The 362-nt window shown below is 36.2% G+C and carries 1 protein-coding gene; it reads left to right on the top strand.

Annotation, left to right across the window (positions count from 1 at the left end; all coding sequences use genetic code 11):
* Positions 1–39: 39 nt before the first annotated feature.
* The coding region (locus tag ACLWS4_RS37955; protein ID WP_416876570.1) for a hypothetical protein at positions 40–362 on the top strand (323 nt) is incomplete at its 3' end.

The following is a 362-nucleotide window of genomic DNA, read 5'->3' as shown; positions in this document are numbered from 1 at the left end:
TATAAAAATGAAAGATTTTTTATCAAGTTTTCTATCTGAATGGAAAAGGAAGTTTTTCCTACAATAATTAAAAGGTTAGGTGGTTTTCGTATGACAGCAGAAATCGTTCTTATGAATCCTAGAGGAGTTGCCTTAGCTGCCGATAGTGCAGTCGCTATTGGGAGAGAAAGAAAGGTATATCACTCAGCGAAAAAATTGTTTGAACTAGCTCCACATGTTCCAGTAGGGGTTATGATTTATGGTGTGGAGTCGTTATTCAATGTACCGTGGGAAACGTTGATTAAGATGTATGGCAACGAATTGAATAATCAGCGTTTTCCTACGTTAAAAGAGTATGTGCAAGGATTTATTCGCTTTCTAAA

This window comes from Kitasatospora sp. SC0581, assembly GCF_048159585.1.
GTDB lineage: Bacteria > Actinomycetota > Actinomycetes > Streptomycetales > Streptomycetaceae > Kitasatospora.
The sequence above is the reverse complement of the archived record's forward strand: the minus strand, read 5'-3'. Positions and strand labels throughout refer to the sequence as shown.